The following is a 541-nucleotide window of genomic DNA, read 5'->3' as shown; positions in this document are numbered from 1 at the left end:
GCTCAAGGCCATCCTCGTGCCCCTGGGGGGGGCGGGCGGTACGCAGCTGTTCGACTACCTGCTGCTCGGCCGCTAGAACAGCGGCACTGATGCGATCTGGCAATTTCAAGCCCTAGAACCGCGGGCCGACCGGTCTGCACTTCCCCCCTCCATACGATGGTGTTTGCTGTCAGGGCGACTAGCCTGTTAGAGCGGCCGCCCCGATTCGAGGCCCCCGTCGGGCGCTCCCGGCATCGCCGTTCCATGCCGGTCACTGGAGTGAAGCATGACATCCGATCAACGACTGCTGGCCCTGATCGGYCGCCGGCTACCGGCCATCTTCGACGTCATCCCACGCGGGCCCCAGGGCTTGTCCGTGCATGATCGCGTCAGCGCCGTGGCATTGAATCCCCAGCCGCTGCCGCCCGAGCACATAGGCGCGGCGCTGGCGCAGGAGTTCGCCCACATGGCCTGGGTGAGCGACCGACTGGGCCTGAACTGGAAGACCATGGGCCAGGATCTGGACGACTGGTGCCCCACGCAACCGCGCAAGATCAAGTTC

The 541-nt window shown here is 66.3% G+C and carries 1 protein-coding gene; it reads left to right on the top strand.

What is annotated here, in order from left to right; translation table 11 throughout:
- Positions 1-265: 265 nt before the first annotated feature.
- The coding region (locus AC1DU6_RS35485) for a hypothetical protein (RefSeq protein ID WP_477863293.1) at positions 266-541 on the top strand (276 nt) is incomplete at its 3' end.

The organism is Roseateles sp. P5_B10 (genome assembly GCF_056400485.1).
This window is presented reverse-complemented; position numbering and strand designations above follow the sequence as displayed.